The sequence below is a fragment of the Diplocloster agilis genome, from assembly GCF_019042275.1.
GTDB lineage: Bacteria > Bacillota > Clostridia > Lachnospirales > Lachnospiraceae > Diplocloster > Diplocloster agilis.
This window is the reverse complement of the sequence record NZ_JAHQCW010000013.1, coordinates 42,741-65,778: the sequence shown is the minus strand read 5'-3', so window position 1 is coordinate 65,778 and position 23,038 is coordinate 42,741. Positions and strand designations below refer to the sequence as shown.

The following is a 23,038-nucleotide window of genomic DNA, read 5'->3' as shown; positions in this document are numbered from 1 at the left end:
AGGAAACGTATATGAAAGAGAGAAAAAGACTTTTGGCACTGCTGTTGTCAGGTGTGATGGCCCTGGGCATGTTTGGCTGCGGAGTTACCACAGGTTCCGGTGATGCCGCCCCGGAAAAGACCCCGGCCGCACAGGACAGCGGGGAAGCCGCAGGCGATAAAGGCGCAGGCACTGCCGATGCAGGAACCACAGAGAAAAAGACCATCTACATCTATCAGCTGAAGATCCAGATCGACGAGGCATTGAAAAATGTATGCAAACAATATTCCGAGATGCATCCGGAGGTGGAATTCGTGGTGGAATCCGAGGCCGATAACTATTTTACCTCATTAAAGACCAAGTTTACCGGCGGACAGGCTCCGGACGTGTTTACCATCGTAGGTAACGCGGACGCGAAGCTGTGGCAGTCCCACTTGGAAGACTTAAGCGACCAGCCCTGGGTAGCGGATATGATTGACCTGGCTAAGCAGGACATTACCATCGACGGCGGCGTATATGGACTGCCGGTTTCCGTGGAAGGCTACGGTTATATGTACAATAAAAAACTGTTTGAACAGGCGGGAATCACCCAGGTGCCCACCACGCTTACCGAGATGAAGGCAGCCGTGGATAAATTAGAAGCGGCAGGCATTTCCCCCATCACACAGCCTTACATGGATTGGTATCAGGCCGGAAACTTTATGGTAAATGTAGGGATTGCCAGACAAGAGGACCCCATGGCGTTCCTCCAGGGATTAAACGACGGCAGCACCACTTTCGTGGATAACCCCGTATTCCTGACGCTGGCGGATTATCTGCTCTATGACGTATCCAAATGCACGAACCCGATGAATACCGACTTCAACACCCAGACTTCCCTGTTCAGCAACCAGGAAGTGGCTATGACCCTGGGAGGAAACTGGAACCAGCCCACGCTGGACGAAGCCGGACCGGATCTGTCCGCGGGCTTAATGCCTTTCCCCATCGATGATGACAAGGAAGCCAACGATATGCTGTTCGCCGGGGTAACCGGATACTGGGGCATCAACAAGGACTCTGAGGCAAAGGAAGAGATCAAGGAATTCTTTACCTGGCTTTCCACCACCCCGGAGGGACAGAAATGCATGACCACCGATCTGCAGATGATTCCCGCCTTCCGGTCCTTTGAAGCGGACCCGGACAGCATCGGTGAACTGGGAACAGATCTTTCTTCCTATATTAATCAGGGTAAGGTATATGGCATGTATCATTCCTATTATCCGGACGGATTTGCCCAGGCGGCCGGGGAGGCCGTACAGAAGCTGGTGGCCGGCAACATCGACGGCGCGGCTTTCACCCGTGAGCTTCAGAACGGCTGGGATAACTTAAAGACCGAGTAAACGGAGGTTATTTTGTGAATATAGAGGATATTATCAAAAAAATGACCCTGCATGAGAAGGTGATGTTCTGCACAGGTAAAAATTCCTGGAGAACACTGGACCTGCCACACCTCGGAGTGCCGTCTGTCCTGATGAGCGACGGCACCAGCGGGGTCCGGTTCCAGATGGGCTCTGACGATCCAAAGCCTTCCACCTTTTATGACACATTAAGCGGCCGTTTCGACGACGAGAAAGCCCTTAACAATACCTGCGAGGCTACGGCATTCCCCTCCGGATCAGCCATCGCCTGTTCCTGGAACAAAGATCTGATCCGCCAGGTCGGCCGGGCCATCGCGGCCGAGTGCCGGGGTATCGGCATCCAGCTGCTGCTGGGCCCGGGTATCAATATCCGCCGGCATCCCCTGACAGCCCGGAACTTCGAATATTATTCCGAGGACCCCTGTCTGGCCGGCGACATGGCTGCCGCCATGGTAGAAGGTGTCCAGAGTCTGGGTGTGGGAACCTGCATGAAGCACTTCGCCTGCCACAATTCCGACACCCGCAGAACCCGTGTCAATGTAAAAGCGGAAGAAAGGGCTCTGCGTGAAATCTATCTGGCCCCCTATGAGCGGGTAGTAAAGAAAGCGGATCCCACCAGCGTCATGTCCGCGTATAACAAGATCAACGGCCAGGAGTGCAGCGGAGATAACCGCTATGTCCGCGACATTCTGAAAAAGGAATGGGGATTCGACGGCTGTGTCATCTGTGACTGGGGCGCCGTCAAAGATTCCGTGGAGGCCTCCAAAGGCGGCATTGACCTGCAGATGCCTTTAAGCCCTGCATCCTCCAAATATCTGGAAGAAGCGGTACAAGACGGCCGTCTCGATGAAGCGCTGCTGGATGAGCGCGTACGCAATATTCTGAAGCTGGTACAGCGCCTGTCGGAATCCGCGCCTGCCGATTCCGATACGGAGCCAGACTTTGACCGGCATCACAAGCTTGCCAGAGAGGCCGCTTCGGAAAGCATGGTCCTGCTGAAAAATGACCGGATACTGCCGATCCGGCCAGGTTTTGCTAAGAAGCTGGCTGTAGCCGGCCTGCTGGCCGAACAGCCGCTATACCAGGGAACCGGCTGCGCCATCGTCCGGGCCAAAGAGGTGGATATCCCTCTGACAGCCATCAAGCGCTACGCCGATGAAATGGATATGGAAGTCACCTATGTCCCCGGCTACGGCGCGGATGGCACAATCGACCCGGATCAGCTTAAAAAAGCAGAGCTTGCCGCACGGGAGGCCGATCTGGTCCTGGTATTCGCCGGTTCCTTCCTGCCCGAGGAGGACGACGACTATAACCGTAAAAACATGGCGATCCAGGAGGGACATGAAGCTTTGATCCACGCAGTCTCCGGTGCCAATGAAAACACTGTGGTCATCCTGTCAAACGGGGACGTATGCGAAATGCCCTGGGAGGCGGAAGTAAAAGGGCTTCTGGACGTGTGGTACAGCGGGGAAGGCATGGGACAAGCGGTAGCCGATATCCTGTTCGGAGAAAGCAATCCCTCCGGCCGTCTCTCCGCCACCATTCCCTTCCGGTTAAGCGACACTCCCGCCTATCTGGAATTCCCGGGCAATACGTTTGACCTGACCTACAATGAGGGCATCTATGTGGGTTACCGGTATTATGATAAAAAAGATGTGACACCCCGCTATCCTTTCGGTTACGGGCTGTCCTACACTAATTTTCACTATTCGGGCCTGAAGGCCGGCGATGACTACCGCGTTCCCGGGACCTACCGGGTCAGCGTGGACATCACGAACCGGGGGGCCTACGGCGGAAAGGAAGTCGCGCAGCTCTACATATCCCAGGCCGCTCCCGGACTGCCCCGTCCTGTGCGGGAGCTAAAAGCCTTCGAAAAGGTGTACCTGGAGCCGGGAGAGACAAAGACCGTCACCTTTGATTTGACGGAGAGAGACTTTGCCTATTATGACCCGGAATCCGCAGGCTGGGTCGTGGACTCCGATACCTTTATGATAGAGATCGGCGCTTCCAGCCGGGACATCCGGGAAAGTCATAAACTTCAGGTTTACAATGAGAAAAAGCCCGTGCGCAGATTGCGCAAAAACTGTGGTTTTGCGGAGCTTCTCTCCACGGAGCAGGGCAGGGAAATCTTCTATAATTTCCTGATAGAACGAAAACTGCTCACAAGGGATCAGATCAATCCTGAGACGGAAAAATCCTTCCTGTGGGCCTTCTGGCCGGTCCGTTGTTTTCTCGATATGGGCGCCGGTGAAATGATTACTTACGAAATGATCGATGAGCTCATCGACCGGATCAATCAGGCATTGGGAAACGGTTAATCCGATCGTGGCACAGGAGGAATCTCGATGGACAGAATCTTATTAAAAAACGCGTCGGCAGTCGTGACCTGCGACCCGGCGGATCATGTGTACTATGACTGCGATATCCTGATCGAAGGGCCGAAGATCCTTTGCATAGGTAAAAATCTGGATGCAAAGAAACAGGATACCCCGGGGAACCGCAGTCGTGCCGCGGACACGCAGATTATAAATGCCAGGGGGAAATTCGTATATCCCGGACTGATTAATACTCATCACCATTTTTTTCAGACTTTTGTCAGGAACCTGACGGCGATCGATTATCCCAACCTGATGGTGATGGACTGGATTGAAAAGATATATCAGATATTCCAGATCATAGATTCCAAAGTCATCTACTACTCCACCCTGACTGCCTTCGCGGATCTGATCAAGCACGGCTGTACCTGCGCCTTTGACCACCAGTACTGTTACACGAAAAAGACGGGCAAAGAGCCGGTGGACAGGCAGATGGAAGCCGCCGAACTGCTGGGCATCCGCTATCACGCCGGCAGGGGCGCCAACACCCTCTCCATATCCGAAGGCAGCTCCATCCCCGATAACATGCTGGAAACCACAGAGGAATTCTTAGTGGACTGTGACCGGCTGATCGGCAAATATCACGATCCCCGTCCGTACTCCATGAGGCAGATCGTCATGGCCCCCTGCCAGCCTCTCAACTGCCGCCCGGAAACCTTCCGGGAGACCGTCCGCATGGCCCGGGATAAGAAGGTGCGTATGCATACCCACCTGGGCGAGGGTGAAAATGAAGGGATGCTGGCCCGTTACGGCAAGCGGACCATGGACTGGTGCCAGGAGCTGGGCTTCATCGGACCGGATGTGTGGTACGCCCATGACTGGGAAGTGCTGCCGGAAGAATACCAGGTGCTGGCCGGGACCGGTACGGGGATATCCCACTGCCCGGCGCCCGCTGTGTTGGGAGGATTCCCCATCCTGAACCTGAAGGAATTGGATCAGGCCGGGGTACTGGTAAGCCTGGGCTGCGACGGTTCGGCTACCAACGACAGCTCCAATCTGCTGGACTCCCTGCGCATGGCCTATCTGATGCAGGCCTATCATGCCAAGAAGCGAAATGGCTGTGTATCCGCCTACGATATGCTAAAGATAGCTACGGTGAACGGAGCGAAGACGCTGGGACGCACCGATCTGGGAAGTCTGGAGCCGGAAAAGGGAGCGGATCTGTTTTTGATTGACACGGAGAACCTGGAGCTGTCAGGCGCCCTGCACGACCCGAAGAATCTCCTGGCCCGTGTGGGCCAGACCGGCCCCGTATGGATGACCATGATAAATGGAAAAATTGTCTATCAGGACGGTGTCCTAAAGGGCGTGGACGAGAAGCGTCTGGCCGCTGAGGGCGAGGCTGTCTGCAGCAGAGTCATCCGCGCCAACAGCAGTGCCTTTTCAAACTTATAAAGTAATTCAACAAGCGGCAGCTCCATTGCCCCGTCTGAATCAGCCGGGTTGAACACAGGGAGCTGTCGCACTAACTTAGCGTTCTTCCGGGAGGCTTTGTATGTCCGCTGCTTACGGCTTGGAACCGCGGGCGGTATACGGGGACACTCCGGGTGGCCGGGTCCTTTTGTATCTCCCTGGAAGCGCGGAGGGCTAGCGCTGGAATACGCTAAGTGAAATCGAAAAGCCGGGTTCAGGAACCGAGCCTATTCACCAGGAACACGTGATGTGTTCCCGGTTCAGAGGCTCTTGCCCGTCGGACGTGAAGTCCGCCGTGCATCCTGAACCCGGTTTTCCGATTTCACTAAGCGTATTCACAGCCGCCCTATGCGCTCCCAGGGAGATACAAAAGGACCCGGCCACCCGGAGTGTCCCCGTATACCGCCCGCGGTTCCAAGCCGTAAGCAGCGGACATACGCTACCATTTTTGTAAATATTGGTGCAGCAATCTCATGAGTTCCATTCCGCTGCGGAAATAAACTTTGCGCCCTTTTACCCGTATCTCGCCCTGCATACTGGCCTGCTGCCGGTAATATACCCTTATTTCAACTCCTGTTTTTGCCGTGTTATCTCTTTCTCCGTCCGCTGCATGCAGGTCTTTCTTCGGAGTCCAGGCGGATAAGTCCAGAAAATACGGATTGCAGTTTTTTAAATTCCTGTGGTTAACGCTGGATTGGGGATAATTCACGGAATCCATAATGTCATCCATAATCAGCAATAGTTGATCCAGTCCATAAAAATCAAATTCCTGTTCGTAGTATAGACTATAGAGCTTACCGCAGGCGACCTTATTCTGGTATGATTGAAACTGCACATACATTGTGCGCGCGCATTCCGGAACGCATCCGTCATCATATGTAAGGGCTTCTTCCATATTACCTACCTCCCTGAAATCAAAATCGGTTGCCAGTCACACTGGAGTTTCATAAAAGGACAGAAGATTTATTCTGTCTTGGTTACTTAGATTACTGAAAACGAAAATTCTGATTTTCCTTTTATCCACATTCCAATTAGCAGCAAAAAGGTGCGGAAAACAGACCGGGTACCCTCCGGTCTATTTTCCGCACCTTTTTTTACTTGCTGTCCGCTTTCCAAATATGTTATGTAACTAAAAATGTTGTAAAAGGTAGGAAATTATTGTAAAATTAATAAGAATTACATATGCGGCACTAACCGTTTGAAAGTAGTCCAAGACAGAATAAATCTTCTGTCCTTTTATGAAACTCCAGTGTGACTGGCAACCGATTTTGATTTCAGGGAGGTAGGTAATATGGAAGAAGCCCTTACATATGATGACGGATGCGTTCCGGAATGCGCGCGCACAATGTATGTGCAGTTTCAATCATACCAGAATAAGGTCGCCTGCGGTAAGCTCTATAGTCTATACTACGAACAGGAATTTGATTTTTATGGACTGGATCAACTATTGCTGATTATGGATGACATTATGGATTCCGTGAATTATCCCCAATCCAGCGTTAACCACAGGAATTTAAAAAACTGCAATCCGTATTTTCTGGACTTATCCGCCTGGACTCCGAAGAAAGACCTGCATGCAGCGGACGGAGAAAGAGATAACACGGCAAAAACAGGAGTTGAAATAAGGGTATATTACCGGCAGCAGGCCAGTATGCAGGGCGAGATACGGGTAAAAGGGCGCAAAGTTTATTTCCGCAGCGGAATGGAACTCATGAGATTGCTGCACCAATATTTACAAAAATGGTAGCGTATGTCCGCTGCTTACGGCTTGGAACCGCGGGCGGTATACGGGGACACTCCGGGTGGCCGGGTCCTTTTGTATCTCCCTGGGAGCGCATAGGGCGGCTGTGAATACGCTTAGTGAAATCGGAAAACCGGGTTCAGGATGCACGGCGGACTTCACGTCCGACGGGCAAGAGCCTCTGAACCGGGAACACATCACGTGTTCCTGGTGAATAGGCTCGGTTCCTGAACCCGGCTTTTCGATTTCACTTAGCGTATTCCAGCGCTAGCCCTCCGCGCTTCCAGGGAGATACAAAAGGACCCGGCCACCCGGAGTGTCCCCGTATACCGCCCGCGGTTCCAAGCCGTAAGCAGCGGACATACAAAGCCTCCCGGAAGAACGCTAAGTTAGTGCGACAGCTCCCTGTGTTCAACCCGGCTGATTCAGACGGGGCAATGGAGCTGCCGCTTGTTGAATTACTTTATAAGTTTGAAAAGGCACTGCTGTTGGCGCGGATGACTCTGCTGCAGACAGCCTCGCCCTCAGCGGCCAGACGCTTCTCGTCCACGCCCTTTAGGACACCGTCCTGATAGACAATTTTTCCATTTATCATGGTCATCCATACGGGGCCGGTCTGGCCCACACGGGCCAGGAGATTCTTCGGGTCGTGCAGGGCGCCTGACAGCTCCAGGTTCTCCGTGTCAATCAAAAACAGATCCGCTCCCTTTTCCGGCTCCAGACTTCCCAGATCGGTGCGTCCCAGCGTCTTCGCTCCGTTCACCGTAGCTATCTTTAGCATATCGTAGGCGGATACACAGCCATTTCGCTTCTTGGCATGATAGGCCTGCATCAGATAGGCCATGCGCAGGGAGTCCAGCAGATTGGAGCTGTCGTTGGTAGCCGAACCGTCGCAGCCCAGGCTTACCAGTACCCCGGCCTGATCCAATTCCTTCAGGTTCAGGATGGGGAATCCTCCCAACACAGCGGGCGCCGGGCAGTGGGATATCCCCGTACCGGTCCCGGCCAGCACCTGGTATTCTTCCGGCAGCACTTCCCAGTCATGGGCGTACCACACATCCGGTCCGATGAAGCCCAGCTCCTGGCACCAGTCCATGGTCCGCTTGCCGTAACGGGCCAGCATCCCTTCATTTTCACCCTCGCCCAGGTGGGTATGCATACGCACCTTCTTATCCCGGGCCATGCGGACGGTCTCCCGGAAGGTTTCCGGGCGGCAGTTGAGAGGCTGGCAGGGGGCCATGACGATCTGCCTCATGGAGTACGGACGGGGATCGTGATATTTGCCGATCAGCCGGTCACAGTCCACTAAGAATTCCTCTGTGGTTTCCAGCATGTTATCGGGGATGGAGCTGCCTTCGGATATGGAGAGGGTGTTGGCGCCCCTGCCGGCGTGATAGCGGATGCCCAGCAGTTCGGCGGCTTCCATCTGCCTGTCCACCGGCTCTTTGCCCGTCTTTTTCGTGTAACAGTACTGGTGGTCAAAGGCGCAGGTACAGCCGTGCTTGATCAGATCCGCGAAGGCAGTCAGGGTGGAGTAGTAGATGACTTTGGAATCTATGATCTGGAATATCTGATATATCTTTTCAATCCAGTCCATCACCATCAGGTTGGGATAATCGATCGCCGTCAGGTTCCTGACAAAAGTCTGAAAAAAATGGTGATGAGTATTAATCAGTCCGGGATATACGAATTTCCCCCTGGCATTTATAATCTGCGTGTCCGCGGCACGACTGCGGTTCCCCGGGGTATCCTGTTTCTTTGCATCCAGATTTTTACCTATGCAAAGGATCTTCGGCCCTTCGATCAGGATATCGCAGTCATAGTACACATGATCCGCCGGGTCGCAGGTCACGACTGCCGACGCGTTTTTTAATAAGATTCTGTCCATCGAGATTCCTCCTGTGCCACGATCGGATTAACCGTTTCCCAATGCCTGATTGATCCGGTCGATGAGCTCATCGATCATTTCGTAAGTAATCATTTCACCGGCGCCCATATCGAGAAAACAACGGACCGGCCAGAAGGCCCACAGGAAGGATTTTTCCGTCTCAGGATTGATCTGATCCCTTGTGAGCAGTTTTCGTTCTATCAGGAAATTATAGAAGATTTCCCTGCCCTGCTCCGTGGAGAGAAGCTCCGCAAAACCACAGTTTTTGCGCAATCTGCGCACGGGCTTTTTCTCATTGTAAACCTGAAGTTTATGACTTTCCCGGATGTCCCGGCTGGAAGCGCCGATCTCTATCATAAAGGTATCGGAGTCCACGACCCAGCCTGCGGATTCCGGGTCATAATAGGCAAAGTCTCTCTCCGTCAAATCAAAGGTGACGGTCTTTGTCTCTCCCGGCTCCAGGTACACCTTTTCGAAGGCTTTTAGCTCCCGCACAGGACGGGGCAGTCCGGGAGCGGCCTGGGATATGTAGAGCTGCGCGACTTCCTTTCCGCCGTAGGCCCCCCGGTTCGTGATGTCCACGCTGACCCGGTAGGTCCCGGGAACGCGGTAGTCATCGCCGGCCTTCAGGCCCGAATAGTGAAAATTAGTGTAGGACAGCCCGTAACCGAAAGGATAGCGGGGTGTCACATCTTTTTTATCATAATACCGGTAACCCACATAGATGCCCTCATTGTAGGTCAGGTCAAACGTATTGCCCGGGAATTCCAGATAGGCGGGAGTGTCGCTTAACCGGAAGGGAATGGTGGCGGAGAGACGGCCGGAGGGATTGCTTTCTCCGAACAGGATATCGGCTACCGCTTGTCCCATGCCTTCCCCGCTGTACCACACGTCCAGAAGCCCTTTTACTTCCGCCTCCCAGGGCATTTCGCATACGTCCCCGTTTGACAGGATGACCACAGTGTTTTCATTGGCACCGGAGACTGCGTGGATCAAAGCTTCATGTCCCTCCTGGATCGCCATGTTTTTACGGTTATAGTCGTCGTCCTCCTCGGGCAGGAAGGAACCGGCGAATACCAGGACCAGATCGGCCTCCCGTGCGGCAAGCTCTGCTTTTTTAAGCTGATCCGGGTCGATTGTGCCATCCGCGCCGTAGCCGGGGACATAGGTGACTTCCATATCCATTTCATCGGCGTAGCGCTTGATGGCTGTCAGAGGGATATCCACCTCTTTGGCCCGGACGATGGCGCAGCCGGTTCCCTGGTATAGCGGCTGTTCGGCCAGCAGGCCGGCTACAGCCAGCTTCTTAGCAAAACCTGGCCGGATCGGCAGTATCCGGTCATTTTTCAGCAGGACCATGCTTTCCGAAGCGGCCTCTCTGGCAAGCTTGTGATGCCGGTCAAAGTCTGGCTCCGTATCGGAATCGGCAGGCGCGGATTCCGACAGGCGCTGTACCAGCTTCAGAATATTGCGTACGCGCTCATCCAGCAGCGCTTCATCGAGACGGCCGTCTTGTACCGCTTCTTCCAGATATTTGGAGGATGCAGGGCTTAAAGGCATCTGCAGGTCAATGCCGCCTTTGGAGGCCTCCACGGAATCTTTGACGGCGCCCCAGTCACAGATGACACAGCCGTCGAATCCCCATTCCTTTTTCAGAATGTCGCGGACATAGCGGTTATCTCCGCTGCACTCCTGGCCGTTGATCTTGTTATACGCGGACATGACGCTGGTGGGATCCGCTTTCTTTACTACCCGCTCATAGGGGGCCAGATAGATTTCACGCAGAGCCCTTTCTTCCGCTTTTACATTGACACGGGTTCTGCGGGTGTCGGAATTGTGGCAGGCGAAGTGCTTCATGCAGGTTCCCACACCCAGACTCTGGACACCTTCTACCATGGCGGCAGCCATGTCGCCGGCCAGACAGGGGTCCTCGGAATAATATTCGAAGTTCCGGGCTGTCAGGGGATGCCGGCGGATATTGATACCCGGGCCCAGCAGCAGCTGGATGCCGATACCCCGGCACTCGGCCGCGATGGCCCGGCCGACCTGGCGGATCAGATCTTTGTTCCAGGAACAGGCGATGGCTGATCCGGAGGGGAATGCCGTAGCCTCGCAGGTATTGTTAAGGGCTTTCTCGTCGTCGAAACGGCCGCTTAATGTGTCATAAAAGGTGGAAGGCTTTGGATCGTCAGAGCCCATCTGGAACCGGACCCCGCTGGTGCCGTCGCTCATCAGGACAGACGGCACTCCGAGGTGTGGCAGGTCCAGTGTTCTCCAGGAATTTTTACCTGTGCAGAACATCACCTTCTCATGCAGGGTCATTTTTTTGATAATATCCTCTATATTCACAAAATAACCTCCGTTTACTCGGTCTTTAAGTTATCCCAGCCGTTCTGAAGCTCACGGGTGAAAGCCGCGCCGTCGATGTTGCCGGCCACCAGCTTCTGTACGGCCTCCCCGGCCGCCTGGGCAAATCCGTCCGGATAATAGGAATGATACATGCCATATACCTTACCCTGATTAATATAGGAAGAAAGATCTGTTCCCAGTTCACCGATGCTGTCCGGGTCCGCTTCAAAGGACCGGAAGGCGGGAATCATCTGCAGATCGGTGGTCATGCATTTCTGTCCCTCCGGGGTGGTGGAAAGCCAGGTAAAGAATTCCTTGATCTCTTCCTTTGCCTCAGAGTCCTTGTTGATGCCCCAGTATCCGGTTACCCCGGCGAACAGCATATCGTTGGCTTCCTTGTCATCATCGATGGGGAAAGGCATTAAGCCCGCGGACAGATCCGGTCCGGCTTCGTCCAGCGTGGGCTGGTTCCAGTTTCCTCCCAGGGTCATAGCCACTTCCTGGTTGCTGAACAGGGAAGTCTGGGTGTTGAAGTCGGTATTCATCGGGTTCGTGCATTTGGATACGTCATAGAGCAGATAATCCGCCAGCGTCAGGAATACGGGGTTATCCACGAAAGTGGTGCTGCCGTCGTTTAATCCCTGGAGGAACGCCATGGGGTCCTCTTGTCTGGCAATCCCTACATTTACCATAAAGTTTCCGGCCTGATACCAATCCATGTAAGGCTGTGTGATGGGGGAAATGCCTGCCGCTTCTAATTTATCCACGGCTGCCTTCATCTCGGTAAGCGTGGTGGGCACCTGGGTGATTCCCGCCTGTTCAAACAGTTTTTTATTGTACATATAACCGTAGCCTTCCACGGAAACCGGCAGTCCATATACGCCGCCGTCGATGGTAATGTCCTGCTTAGCCAGGTCAATCATATCCGCTACCCAGGGCTGGTCGCTTAAGTCTTCCAAGTGGGACTGCCACAGCTTCGCGTCCGCGTTACCTACGATGGTAAACACGTCCGGAGCCTGTCCGCCGGTAAACTTGGTCTTTAATGAGGTAAAATAGTTATCGGCCTCGGATTCCACCACGAATTCCACCTCCGGATGCATCTCGGAATATTGTTTGCATACATTTTTCAATGCCTCGTCGATCTGGATCTTCAGCTGATAGATGTAGATGGTCTTTTTCTCTGTGGTTCCTGCATCGGCAGTGCCTGCGCCTTTATCGCCTGCGGCTTCCCCGCTGTCCTGTGCGGCCGGGGTCTTTTCCGGGGCGGCATCACCGGAACCTGTGGTAACTCCGCAGCCAAACATGCCCAGGGCCATCACACCTGACAACAGCAGTGCCAAAAGTCTTTTTCTCTCTTTCATATACGTTTCCTCCTTCAGTGTTTACGGTTTTGTTTTATATTTATCCCTTTACAGCTCCGGCCAGAATACCGCCGACGATTTTTTTCTGTAACAGGACGAATACCACTAATATAGGAACAATGGAGATCACCAGCGCCGGAAGCGCCAGATCCCACTGGCTGGAATACTGGCTGAACAGTTTCTTGATCGCCAGCTGGATCGTGCTCAGCTGGCTGCTGTCCAGCAGGATCAGCGGAACGATAAAGTCGTTCCAGATCCAGAAGATATCCATGACGAAGATCGTCACCATGGTGGGCTGCAGCAGCGGAAGAATGATCTGCCAGAATACCCGCACCGGGCCGCAGCCGTCTACTATGGCCGCCTCCTCAAGCTCATAGGGGAGAGATTTCACCGCGCCCTGTGTCATAAAGAAGGCGAAGGCCAGACCGATTCCCCAGTAGGTGACGATGGCTCCGGACAGGGAATTGTTCAGGCGGAACACCCGCATCACCTGTACCAGAGGAATCATCAGGGAGGCAAAAGGGATCAGCATGGACAGAACCAGCAGCCTGGAAAATATACGGGAATAAACGGTGGGATGCCGCTCGGACCAGTAGGCGCTCATAGCGCTTAACAGTACGATCCCGGTTACGGAGAGGACGGTCACCAGGGCGGTATTCCACATGACCCTGGGGATTTCTACCGTTTTCCAGGCATTGATATAATTCTCCAGATGCAGGATGCCGGGAATTTCAAGAGGCCTTGCGATAATATCGCCCAGCGGCTTAAAGGAGTTCATCACCACCACGAACAGAGGATAGAGGAACACAAGGACCGCCAGTAACATGACGAGAAACAGGATGACAGATCCGATTTTACCTTTTTTCATTGGTACTCCCTCTCTTTCTTGCCGGTGAAGTACATCTGGATGCCGGTTATGAGCATGATAATTACAAAGAACACCAGTGACTCGGCAGTGGCTAACCCGTATTTATTGTTGGCAAACGCGTCGTTGTAAATATACAGGGCCATGGAATTAGTAGATCCATAGGGGCCGCCCTTCGTCAGCGAGTAGTTCAGCTCGAACATCTTAAAGGCGTTGGAGATCGTCCAGAACAGGCACACGGTTATGTAAGGCATACACAGAGGCAGTTTTACCTTGAAGAAGGTGCACACAGCCGACGCGCCGTCGATCCGGGCGGATTCGATCAGATCGGAAGGGACGCCCATCAGTGCGGCGGTCATGATTACCATCACATACCCCACGTTCTGCCAGACGCTGACGATCACCAGTCCGATAAACGCGGTAGACTCCGTGCCCAGCCACTGTTGGTTGAAAAAGCCCGATTGAAGCAGTTGTCCAATAGCGGGAAAGCCTGTGACGAAGATGAACTGCCATACAAAGCCCAGAATCAGGCCGCCGATCGTATTCGGCAGATAAAAGGCTACACGGAACAGCCCTTTTGCGCGGATGGCCGATGTAAGGGCTACCGCCAGCAGGGTTCCCAGCACGTTGATCAAAATAATGTTCACCACCGAGATTTTCAGTGTAAACCAGAAGGAACCCAGAAAATTAGACTTCCCGGAGAAGATTCTCACAAAGTTGTCCAGTCCGATAAACTTGATGTCATTGGCTACTCCGTTCCAGTCCGTAAACGAATAGATGACGCTGATTACAAACGGAACGACTACGGCCAGCGCAAAGGCCAGGGATGCCGGCCCCAGAAACAGCGCGTGGCGCCAAAATCCCATTTTTTGCTTTTTCACAGATTACCTACCTCCTTGAAACTCCATTGATAATGTTGTTTATTTTTGAAAGGCCGCCATATCCGTAATAACTTTTCTATTACATCATGACAGCCTCTTTACCGTGGTATGTGGGTATGTTGTTTTCTTCAGTGATTTTATTATAATCCGGCTTCCGTGGAGTTTCAGTTCGATTATTAGCGAAAAATATGCAAAAAATTGATATTATTTAACGTAATATTGACAATTTCAGAGGGATTTACCATAATAAAGACAAGAAATGAAGAAAATAGAAGGTCAAATAGGAAAGAAAAATAGGAAAAAAAAGAGCCGGCAAACGGCAGAGGAGGATTCTATGGAATATCCCCACGAGACGATTAAAGTTCCTGAAAAATTTCTCGCCTGGGTGTATGTACACACAGAGAACCAGATCATGGAGGTGGATAAACACTGGCACCGCAGCCTGGAGCTGACCTACATCCTGTGGGGGGACTGCCTGTTTGATGTGGGCGGCCGCAGGTTCGTGGCGAAGGCCGGGGATCTGGTCCTGATCAACGGGGGAGAGGTGCACGGCTGCCATATGAATTATTCAAGCCCTGCGGAGGCCATCACTATTATATTTCCCGTGGCTTTTTTAAAACAGATTTACCCCGCTTATGAGGATATCTGTTTTGTGCTGGATCAGGAGAAAGCCGGTTATACCCAGCTGGGCAGAATCTTTAAAGAAATTTTTCCGGTGTTCAGCAACCGGAAAACGAATCTTCATTACCAGCTGAAGCTGAACAGCAGTTTCTATGAGATCTTATATATACTTCTCACCGAGTTCAAGAGGGAGAAGGAGGTGCCTACCGCCATCAAAACCCAGAAGTACATGGAGCGGTGCCAGGATATTATAGCCTATATCGATACGCATTACCGGGAGACGATTTCTCTGGATACCCTGTCCAGGGACTACGGAATATCCAAGGAACATCTGTCACGGACCTTTAAAGAGTGCATGGGCACCACATTTAAGAAATATCTGACCAGTATCCGCATGCACCACGCCTACCAGGACCTTACGGAAAGCGACTACTCCATCCTGCAGATCGCTCTGGACAATGGTTTCTCCGACAGCAGATCCTTTACCAGGGCTTTCCAGCACTATTACGGGCAGCCGCCCCTGAAATACCGGAAGTCCCTGGCAGGCCCCAACATGTCCCATGTGAAAAATCCCTATCTGCGGACACACGGCTACCTGTAAACGGTAGCGGCGGCGGTCAGTCTCCATTCCCATTCAAGAGTAGATGGATCTGTCTTATCATTGTCGGAATATCCAGCGGTTTGGCCAGATGACCGTTCATACCCGCGGCCAGGGCGGCCTCCACATCCTCCGCGAAGGCATCCGCGGTCATAGCCAGGATGGGGATGACGCCGGCGTCCGCACGGTCTAAGCCGCGGATCTGTTTTGTCGCCTCATACCCGTTCATGACGGGCATCTGCACGTCCATTAATATCAGGTCATAATGCCCGGGAGACGATTTTTCAAATGATTCCACACAGGCCAGGCCGTTGGAAACCACGTCCATCTGCGCGCCCAGGCCTTCCAATAATTCCCGCGCGATCTCCTGGTTCAGCATATTATCTTCCGCCAGAAGAATACGCCTGCCGGTCAGATCCTGGCTCATGTCTTTGCAAGTCGCCGCCGGTTTATCTCCCAGGACGTTTTGGCAGATACAGCGGTACAGAGCGGTTTTAAGTAACGGCTTCTGAAGAAAATCTTTTATGCCGGCAGCGGCAGCTTCCTCCTCCATACCCGCGCAATCATACGCGGACAGGAGAAGAGACGGCGGTTTTTCGCCCGTCTGCTCCAGGATTGCCAGGGCTGTCCCGACCGCGTCCGGATCCTCCAATTCCGCGTCCAACAGGATCAAAGTGTAATCATTCCCGTGGCTGTGGGCGGCGGCCGCTTTCTGTACGGCCGCTTCTCCTGACGGAACAAGATCCGGGCTTAGCCCCAGAGCGCGCAGAAATTCTGCGGTGGTGCGGCTTTCTTCGGGATCACTGTCCGCGATGAGGATTCGGATGCCGGGCAGCGCCGGGTTTTCCTGATCGGCAGCGGCCGCAAGGAGCAGGTCCAGGTCCACGGTGAAGACGGAACCCTCCCCGGGTCTGCTGTCCACGGTGATCGTCCCCTCCATCATATCGACGATCATTTTGACAATGGCCATGCCAAGGCCGGTTCCTTCGGTCTGATGAACCCGGTCGTCCTGTTCCCGGGAAAAGGAATCAAAGATGTGCCGGAGGTATTCCGGCTTCATACCGATCCCGGTATCCGCCACGCGGATGGTCAGATGGGCTCTGTTTTCCCGGACGGAAGGGCTTTCTGTAATATCGACCCGGACCGCGCCGCCCTCCGGCGTGAATTTTACCGCGTTGGAGAGCAGGTTGATGAGCACCTGATTGAGGCGCAGCGGATCAAAAGAAAGCGTTTCGTGTGTAATGCCGTGTAAATAGATGTGGAATCCCTGGTTCTTTTGCGCAGCCGTCGGCTGTATGATTCGCACCAGATTCGTAAGCAGTGTTTCCAGGGAAGTATCCATGTTATTCAGTTTCATTTTACCGCTTTCGATCTTGGACATATCCAGAATATCGTTGATCAGTCCCACCAGAAGCTGTCCCGACAGTTCAATGTTTTTCAGATATTCCCTGACCTTATCCGGTTCCCCGGCGTGACGGGAAGCCAATTGGGTCATACCGATGATGGCGTTCATAGGAGTGCGGATATCATGGGACATATTGGACAGAAAACGGCTTTTGGCGGTGTTCGCGCTCTCGGCGGCCAGGCGCGCGCGTTCTTCGGCCTGGAGTATCCGCCGGGAGGTGGTTCGGTGGACGATATAAAATGCGGCCATGATCAGACCGCTTACCAGTATCAGAATGAGAAACACCTGGGAATTTTGGACAATATTGTGGGTCTGTTCCATGATGACCCGGTTGGGGACAATGGACACCAGATACCATCCCGGCGTATTTTCCATGGGCACGTAACAGAACACGTAGTCTTCTTCCTGATAGTAGAAGCGGGCAGCCCCTTTTTTTCCAAGCTCCAATGCGGCCTGAAATGACCGGATTTCATCCGGATCATTGCCCTGCAGGTCGATGATATCAAACAGGTTTTGAAAGGTACGGTTGCTGTTGCGGTGTAGAGAGCGGATCAAAATATCCCCCTGTGGGCTGACCACATAAGAAAACCCGGTATCGTCGTAGAAAGACAGGGAAAACCGTTCCGCGACCGTAGAGAGGGGCAGGGACTTTTGCAGGAATCCCTCCGCTCCGTCCTTAAATGAAAACCGTTCGTAATATCCCAACGTCCACACGCCGGTACGGCCATCCAGATACGGTTCCCGAATTCCGTTGCCCTGCAGGGCCAATAAAGCCTCGGCCTGTTCCGGGTTAAGCTTTTGCGCCTCCCCGGGCTGTGTGCCGTAACAGGTATTGGTATCCAGGCTGACGCAGATATAGGAGGAGCCGGAATCTCCGGACAGATGCAGCATTTCCTCCTGAATTGCTTTGCCGTCGCGGGAATCTTCCGCCGACAGGTCTTCGGCGAGCCAATGCAGCATCTCCATATCCTTTTCAATATAAGTATCCAGCGCATGACAGCCCTGCGCCGTTACTTCCAGGACGTCGGTTACCGATTTGAGCCACAGAGAGTTCTGTACGCTCCTGAGGTAGTAGATACTGCCCAAAAGCACGATTGACACGGATAGGACCGCAAGGAGAAGCGTTTTCCATCTGTGTTTTATTTTCATGTTTCATTCCTCCAGCGTAATCCAATCTATTGTGTCAGCAGTTGCTCCATATGGGATACGGCCGTATCCGCGTCGTCGCCCTCCAGCATACCCTCGATACATTCCCGGGACAGATCCCAGATCGGGAACAGCAGATTGTCATCGGAACCGATTACACTGCGGCCGTTGGTGAGATACGGCCCGACTGGCTGGATCGCGTCGTCTTCGGCCAGACGGTTCTCCTTCAGCGGACTGAAAGAACTCTGGCTGTCGACAAATTCCCACATGACGTCGTTCTGGGTCAGATATTCCACAAACTGTTTGGCTTCTTCGGGATAGCGGCTGTTGGCGTTGATGCCGATCCGGGTATCCATATTGATCACCAGCACGCTTCCGTCATCCAGAATAGGGTAGGGATAGACCTCGAATTCAAAATCGGGATTCAGATCCCGCAGCCGGGGGACGGCCCAGACACCGGTTAACATAAATGGCTGATCCCCTTTGGAAAAGGCGGCCAGATCCTCTTTGGTCTTAGACGTGCGCTGCGTTTCCTCCCGGTCTACCCAACGGCGCGTAAACATCCGCTCTACGAATTGAAAGCCGGGGCGCAGGGTATCGGCAAGCGCGGCCGGATCGTCATTGAACCGCGCGATCTGACCGGAGGCAGCGCCCGAATAATAGGGCAGCAGACATTTTGCCAGGACCACGGTTTTCAAAGAAATATCGTTATTGGCCACAATCGGCGTGATACCTTCCGCGGCGAAATAGTCGCATACCTGCTCAAATTCCGCCAGATTATGGGGAACCTCCTGCCCGTGCTCCTTTAGAAGATCCAGATTACAGTACAGGCCGAAAGCTGAGATGGAGGTGGGAAGATAATAAATGCCGTCGAGGGCGGTCATCTGGCTTTTTGCAAGCTCACTGAAATTCCCCAGGGTGGACAGGCCGGAAAGATCCGCCAGTTCCCCCTGCCGGCCCAGTTCCAGCACCCTGGCATGATCCAGCATAAAGACGTCGTCCCCGTTTCCGGTAGCCAGTCTTTTTTCGAGTATCTCAAAATACGGGGGATTTTTAATGCCGTCATAGGAGATGGAGATGTCCGGGTATTGATCCATGAAGCCATGCAGGGAATTTTCGATTGCCGTGACATTGAGGGCCTCGTATTTGAACCCAAAAAAAGTCAAGGAGACCTGTGGTTTTACGTCTTCCTGACTGTTCTCAAATATGATATTCCGGCTTCGGGCGGACCCGCATCCGGCGAAAATACAGGAAACCAGAATACTGAGGAAAATATATAATAAAATAACCGGGTGTTTTTTCATGGTTCAAACCTCTTTTAATCTATAAGAAATATAATCCGATCCAAACGGAGGATAAAAGGATTACGGAATATCCCATTTGCTTTATAATTGTAACATGGCGTATCCGGCAGCACAAGGATATTTACTACATAGGAAAATCGGGCACAGGGGTGAATTACCACATTTGACGGACCATGATTTATGAATGAGATACGCAAGGAAAGAAAATTATAGAAGATGGACATTTTAATAAATTTTTTTCTGCAGATCCCGATGCTATAATCAAGCTATCTTAAGAGGAGGTATTTATATGAAAGCAAAAAAAGTATTATCCGTGTTATTGGCTGTTACGCTGACTGTAATGCTGGCCGCCTGCGGTTCCGGCCAATCACAGGAGGTTGCGCCGAAGGCAGAAGGGGGAGCCGCGGGCAGTCAGGAAGAACAGCCGGGGGAAAAGAAGCCGGCAGGTCAGGAGAACGCTTCGGATGAGGACAAGGTAATCACCTTCTGGAACATTACCACTGGGGATCCGGATAAGGCGATCATGAATTATGCGGTAGACCAGTTCAATCAGAACAGCAGCTCCGGTTATCAGACGGAGGTAGTGGCCGTTCAGAACGACAACTATAAGGAAAAATTGATTATCGCCATGAGTTCCGGAGAATGCCCGGATATGTATACCAGCTGGACCGGGGGACCGATGATCGAATATATCGAATCCGGTTTCGCACAGCCCCTGGACGATCTGTTCTACAAAAGCGATCTCCCGAACCGTCTGACGGAAGGTTCGATTGCGCAGGGAACCTATAACGGGCATATTTATGCGATCCCCGTCAACAATGTATCCGTTACGGGAATCTTCTACAATAAAGAGATTTTTGATAAATATAACCTGCAGGTCCCGGAGACTATTGGACAACTGGAGAGCGTGTGCGATACGCTTCTTGGCAATGGAATCACGCCGTTTGCCCTGGCAAACCAGGAAAAATGGACCGGTTCCCAATATTTTATGTATCTGGCGACCCGCTATGGCGGTCTGGATGCCTTCACCAGCGCGGCGGATGGAACCGGCAGCTTTGAGGACGAATGCTTTATAAAAGCGGGAGAAACCATCAAAAATTGGGTTAAGAAAGGGTATTTCCCGGAAGGCGTCAATTCACTGAGCTGGAATGACGGTATGGCGAAACAATTATTCTATCAGGAAAACGCGGCCATGATGCTGACCGGTTCCGGTATGTCCAGCGTCTTCATGAATGACAGCGAAGAGTTTTTCAACAAGCTTGGCTGGTTCCCGTTCCCGGTAGCGGAGGGTGTAGATACGGACCCGACCCTTATGATCGGGACCATGGGAGATCAGTTCATATCCTTTAACTGCACCGGAGAGAAACTGGAAGCCGCATTCGAATGCGTAACCAACTATTCCACACCGGAAGGCGCCCAGTTCATGGTGGACAAAGGAAAGATCCCTCCGGTCAAGGGAATCGAAGAGAAAGTGTCGAATCCCCTGTTGAAAACCGTCATCGAATATGCCAACAAAGCTTCCAATGTGCAGCTTTACTACGATCAGTACCTGCCTCCAGCGGTGGCCCAGGTTCATCTGAACACGATGCAGGAAGTGTTTGGCTTGACTATGGAACCTGCAGAGGCGGCAAAACAAATGCAAAAAGCGAACCAGGATTATCTGGCGGAAAAATAATACAACCAAGTATCAGCATACCAGAATGGAGAGTGGAACGCCGCGGTTTTTCAGCGGCGTTCCACTCTCCGTTATACGAAGAATATTATAGAAAAAGGACAGAAGAATCTATTTTTCCCGGTTTTTGCCCGTGCTATCATGACTTTAATAAGAAGAAAACGGATGGAGGAAAGCGGGATGAAGAAGAAAACGAAGGCTCTGGCCTCTCTGCGCAAGAGGGAAATGCTGCTGACGGGAATGCTGTTTTTGGCTCCGGTATTGATATTTCTGGCTGTATTTGTCATATATCCGATTATCGAGTCATTCCATATCAGCTTTTTTAAGTGGAACGGGATCTCGGCGGGCAGGGAATTTATCGGATGGAAAAACTGGAAGACCTTGTTCATGGATGGAAATTTCAGGAGGGCCGCAGGCAATAATCTGATCATTATGGCGCTGTCGATCCTGATCCAGATCCCGTTAGGGCTGGCCATGGCAACCTTCCTGGAATTCGGAAAGAAAAAATTCAAAGTATTCAAGGTGGTCTGGTTCATTCCCCATCTTATGTCTTCGGTGGCCATTGGATTTCTCTTTTCCTATGCGCTGGCCACAAACGGGGGAATCATCAGCACCATATCCAAATGGTTCGGCGGAGGGAATGTGGATCTGCTCGGAAGCAGCACCTTAGCGCTGTATGCGGTGATCGGGGTCATCTGCTGGCAGTTCTCCCCGTTTTACATGGTTTATTTCCTGGCCGCGTACACCAATATCTCGGAGGAAATCTACGAGGCCGCCAGAATCGACGGGGCGACAAAGGGAAAATATTTCTGGCATATCGTTCTGCCGTTACTGAAACCTTCGTTAAAAAGCGCGGCGATTCTCTCCATGGTAGGGGCGCTGAAATACTTTGACCTGATCTACGTCATGACGGGCGGCGGGCCGGGTTCCTCTACAGAGCTGATGGCCACCTATATGTATACGTTATCTTTTTCTAACTTTAACATGGGTTATGGTTCCTGCGTAGCGTCCGGAATGTTCCTGATTATAACTCTGATGTCCTTATTTACTATGAAAGTACTGAACCGTATAGGGGGAGATGCATAATGGATTCAATCAAAGTCAGTAAAATAAAAAGTATTCTGCTGTGGACACTGGCAGTCATCCTGGGCCTGTTCTATCTGCTGGTATCGCTGCTCCCCTTTGTGTTTATGATTATGAACTCCTTTAAGGAACAGTTCGAGATGCTGGTAAAAGGGATTTTCGAATTGCCGGATCACCTGTATCTGGGAAATTATGAGGCGGTGCTTCAGGGGAATTTTTTCCGATATTTTGGCAACAGCCTGTTTGTACTGGTTGTGTCGCTGGCTTTACTGCTGTTCATCACGGCCTGCGCTTCTTATCCCTTAGCCAGGTTCAAACTAAAGATCTGCAGCCCCCTGTACGCACTGATTGTGGCCTGCATGTCGATCCCCATTCACATCACTTTGATCCCGGTGTTCAAAATGATGATGAAAATGAATCTGTACGACAGCATCTGGGCGCTGATCGGCCCATATGTGGCCTTTGGAATTCCGATCTCCGTCTTTATTCTGACCAGCTTCATGCAGAGTATCTCCAGGGAGATCGAGGATGCGGCGCAGATCGACGGATGTGGGAGAATACGGATGTTCTTCCGGATCATCCTTCCGCTTTCCAAACCGGGCCTGTCCACACTTGCGATCTACAACGGGGTACATATGTGGAATGAATTCAGCTTTGCCTATACGCTGACCCAGTCCGTGGGCAACCGGACGCTGCCCCTTGCCGTATGGGATTTCAAAGGTCAGTATTCCATGAACACGCCGATGATTCTAGCAGTACTTACACTTACCGCGCTTCCAATGATTATCATGTTTATCTTTGCTCAGGATGCCCTGGTGAAGGGAATGACAGCGGGAGCGGTGAAGGGGTAAAAATGCAGGGCGATCCTGTCACAAAGGAAACTTCCAGGTGTTGCGTTTCACAACACCTTTTTCCTGTTATTTTAAGATATGATAGTGATATAGGGACAGGAAGGAGGAA

At 52.3% G+C, this 23,038-nt stretch carries 16 protein-coding genes; 8 read left to right on the top strand and 8 right to left on the bottom strand.

What is annotated here, in order from left to right:
- The first annotated feature begins 11 nt into the window (after positions 1-11).
- From KTH89_RS09665 to KTH89_RS09655, 3 genes are read left to right on the top strand one after another with little or no spacing between them, the layout of a single operon-like run.
- Entirely contained in the window at positions 12-1,358 is a 1,347-nt protein-coding gene (locus tag KTH89_RS09665; protein WP_238721480.1) for an ABC transporter substrate-binding protein, read from the top strand.
- Positions 1,359-1,372: 14 nt separating this feature from the next.
- On the top strand, positions 1,373-3,694 hold the full coding sequence (locus KTH89_RS09660; RefSeq protein ID WP_238721481.1) for a glycoside hydrolase family 3 C-terminal domain-containing protein: 2,322 nt from the start codon (positions 1,373-1,375) through the stop codon (positions 3,692-3,694).
- 27 nt (positions 3,695-3,721) lie between these two features.
- Positions 3,722-5,146, top strand: coding sequence for an amidohydrolase (locus tag KTH89_RS09655; protein WP_158345463.1), 1,425 nt, complete (start codon positions 3,722-3,724; stop codon positions 5,144-5,146).
- 457 nt (positions 5,147-5,603) lie between these two features.
- On the opposite strand, the gene KTH89_RS09650 is transcribed toward KTH89_RS09655, so the two are convergent.
- Positions 5,604-6,059 (bottom strand): hypothetical protein, encoded by a 456-nt coding sequence (locus tag KTH89_RS09650; RefSeq protein WP_158345464.1) that lies wholly within the window; start codon positions 6,057-6,059, stop codon positions 5,604-5,606.
- A gap of 396 nt (positions 6,060-6,455) precedes the next feature.
- Here KTH89_RS09650 and KTH89_RS09645 point away from each other — a divergent pair, with 396 nt between their 5' ends.
- Positions 6,456-6,911: a hypothetical protein gene (locus tag KTH89_RS09645; RefSeq protein ID WP_158345464.1), complete on the top strand. Its 456-nt coding sequence runs from the start codon at positions 6,456-6,458 to the stop codon at positions 6,909-6,911.
- 457 nt (positions 6,912-7,368) lie between these two features.
- Here the strand turns inward: KTH89_RS09645 and KTH89_RS09640 are convergent, their stop codons facing one another.
- Genes KTH89_RS09640 through KTH89_RS09620 form a run of 5 tightly spaced genes read right to left on the bottom strand, consistent with a single transcriptional unit; the run spans position 7,369 to position 14,249 of the window.
- Positions 7,369-8,793, bottom strand: a complete 1,425-nt coding sequence (locus KTH89_RS09640; RefSeq protein ID WP_158345463.1) for an amidohydrolase — start codon at positions 8,791-8,793, stop codon at positions 7,369-7,371.
- 27 nt (positions 8,794-8,820) lie between these two features.
- Complete coding sequence (locus KTH89_RS09635; RefSeq protein ID WP_238721481.1) at positions 8,821-11,142, bottom strand: glycoside hydrolase family 3 C-terminal domain-containing protein; 2,322 nt, start codon at positions 11,140-11,142, stop codon at positions 8,821-8,823.
- 14 nt (positions 11,143-11,156) lie between these two features.
- Complete coding sequence (locus KTH89_RS09630) at positions 11,157-12,503, bottom strand: ABC transporter substrate-binding protein (protein WP_238721480.1); 1,347 nt, start codon at positions 12,501-12,503, stop codon at positions 11,157-11,159.
- 40 nt (positions 12,504-12,543) lie between these two features.
- A complete protein-coding gene (locus KTH89_RS09625) occupies positions 12,544-13,371 on the bottom strand; it encodes a carbohydrate ABC transporter permease (RefSeq protein ID WP_158345462.1) in 828 nt (275 codons plus the stop codon).
- Entirely contained in the window at positions 13,368-14,249 is an 882-nt protein-coding gene (locus KTH89_RS09620; RefSeq protein WP_238721479.1) for a carbohydrate ABC transporter permease, read from the bottom strand. The genes KTH89_RS09625 and KTH89_RS09620 overlap by 4 nt, the downstream gene beginning before the upstream one ends.
- A gap of 334 nt (positions 14,250-14,583) precedes the next feature.
- Between KTH89_RS09620 and KTH89_RS09615 the strand changes: the two genes are divergently transcribed.
- Complete coding sequence (locus tag KTH89_RS09615) at positions 14,584-15,471, top strand: AraC family transcriptional regulator (protein ID WP_158353266.1); 888 nt, start codon at positions 14,584-14,586, stop codon at positions 15,469-15,471.
- 16 nt (positions 15,472-15,487) lie between these two features.
- Here the strand turns inward: KTH89_RS09615 and KTH89_RS09610 are convergent, their stop codons facing one another.
- Together KTH89_RS09610 and KTH89_RS09605 are read right to left on the bottom strand one after the other, a co-directional pair.
- Positions 15,488-18,022, bottom strand: coding sequence for a response regulator (locus tag KTH89_RS09610; RefSeq protein ID WP_158345460.1), 2,535 nt, complete (start codon positions 18,020-18,022; stop codon positions 15,488-15,490).
- Positions 18,023-18,048: 26 nt separating this feature from the next.
- Positions 18,049-19,323: an ABC transporter substrate-binding protein gene (locus KTH89_RS09605; RefSeq protein ID WP_158345459.1), complete on the bottom strand. Its 1,275-nt coding sequence runs from the start codon at positions 19,321-19,323 to the stop codon at positions 18,049-18,051.
- 289 nt (positions 19,324-19,612) lie between these two features.
- Between KTH89_RS09605 and KTH89_RS09600 the strand changes: the two genes are divergently transcribed.
- From KTH89_RS09600 to KTH89_RS09590, 3 genes are all read left to right on the top strand, one after another.
- Positions 19,613-20,998, top strand: a complete 1,386-nt coding sequence (locus tag KTH89_RS09600) for an extracellular solute-binding protein (protein ID WP_238721478.1) — start codon at positions 19,613-19,615, stop codon at positions 20,996-20,998.
- 177 nt (positions 20,999-21,175) lie between these two features.
- Positions 21,176-22,081 (top strand): carbohydrate ABC transporter permease, encoded by a 906-nt coding sequence (locus tag KTH89_RS09595; RefSeq protein WP_158345457.1) that lies wholly within the window; start codon positions 21,176-21,178, stop codon positions 22,079-22,081.
- Complete coding sequence (locus KTH89_RS09590; protein WP_158345456.1) at positions 22,081-22,929, top strand: carbohydrate ABC transporter permease; 849 nt, start codon at positions 22,081-22,083, stop codon at positions 22,927-22,929. The genes KTH89_RS09595 and KTH89_RS09590 overlap by 1 nt, the downstream gene beginning before the upstream one ends.
- Positions 22,930-23,038 lie beyond the last annotated feature (109 nt).

Coding starts and splice junctions, on each gene's coding strand:
- KTH89_RS09665 (WP_238721480.1), top strand. CDS start 12: ATGAAAGAGAGAAAAAGACTTTTGGCACTGCTGTTGTCAGGTGTGATG.
- KTH89_RS09655 (WP_158345463.1), top strand. CDS start 3,722: ATGGACAGAATCTTATTAAAAAACGCGTCGGCAGTCGTGACCTGCGAC.
- KTH89_RS09650 (WP_158345464.1), bottom strand. CDS start 6,059: ATGGAAGAAGCCCTTACATATGATGACGGATGCGTTCCGGAATGCGCG.
- KTH89_RS09645 (WP_158345464.1), top strand. CDS start 6,456: ATGGAAGAAGCCCTTACATATGATGACGGATGCGTTCCGGAATGCGCG.
- KTH89_RS09640 (WP_158345463.1), bottom strand. CDS start 8,793: ATGGACAGAATCTTATTAAAAAACGCGTCGGCAGTCGTGACCTGCGAC.
- KTH89_RS09630 (WP_238721480.1), bottom strand. CDS start 12,503: ATGAAAGAGAGAAAAAGACTTTTGGCACTGCTGTTGTCAGGTGTGATG.
- KTH89_RS09625 (WP_158345462.1), bottom strand. CDS start 13,371: ATGAAAAAAGGTAAAATCGGATCTGTCATCCTGTTTCTCGTCATGTTA.
- KTH89_RS09615 (WP_158353266.1), top strand. CDS start 14,584: ATGGAATATCCCCACGAGACGATTAAAGTTCCTGAAAAATTTCTCGCC.
- KTH89_RS09610 (WP_158345460.1), bottom strand. CDS start 18,022: ATGAAAATAAAACACAGATGGAAAACGCTTCTCCTTGCGGTCCTATCC.
- KTH89_RS09605 (WP_158345459.1), bottom strand. CDS start 19,323: ATGAAAAAACACCCGGTTATTTTATTATATATTTTCCTCAGTATTCTG.
- KTH89_RS09600 (WP_238721478.1), top strand. CDS start 19,613: ATGAAAGCAAAAAAAGTATTATCCGTGTTATTGGCTGTTACGCTGACT.
- KTH89_RS09595 (WP_158345457.1), top strand. CDS start 21,176: ATGAAGAAGAAAACGAAGGCTCTGGCCTCTCTGCGCAAGAGGGAAATG.
- KTH89_RS09590 (WP_158345456.1), top strand. CDS start 22,081: ATGGATTCAATCAAAGTCAGTAAAATAAAAAGTATTCTGCTGTGGACA.